The following is a 439-nucleotide window of genomic DNA, read 5'->3' as shown; positions in this document are numbered from 1 at the left end:
GGCAACAGACCGTCGACTTCGACCTCGCGAACGTCGAGCACGCCGACCAGCTCGTCGTCGCGGGGGTGAACTACCTCACCTCGAAGATGGCGGACTGCCACTGGCTCACCGAGGCCAAGGTGAAGGGCACGAAGCTCACCGGCATCTTCACCGACTACAACGCGACCGCCTCGAAGTGCGACGAGGTCGTCACCGTCCGCCCCGCGACCGACTCGGCGCTGTTCCTCGGCGTCGCCCGCGAGCTGATCGAAAACGACCTGTACGACCCCGAGTTCGTCCGGGCGAACACCGACCTCCCGCTCCTCGTCCGGATGGACGACACCGAGCTGCTGCGCGCGAGCGACGTCTTCGCCGACTACGAGCCGGCGGACTTAGATAAGACCGAGACGGTCGCCGACGACGAGGAGTTCCTCCGGAACGTCTCGAACGCCATCGACGC

Annotated in this window: 1 pseudogene; it reads left to right on the top strand. The window is 66.3% G+C overall.

The window, feature by feature from the left end:
• Window positions 1–439, top strand: a pseudogene (locus EXE42_RS16965) (molybdopterin-dependent oxidoreductase); the annotation flags it as partial.

It is taken from the genome of Halorubrum sp. SP3, assembly GCF_005435195.1.
Classification (GTDB): Archaea; Halobacteriota; Halobacteria; order Halobacteriales; family Haloferacaceae; genus Halorubrum; species Halorubrum sodomense.
Note: the sequence above shows the minus strand (reverse complement) of the source record. Positions and strands in the feature narration are given on the sequence as shown.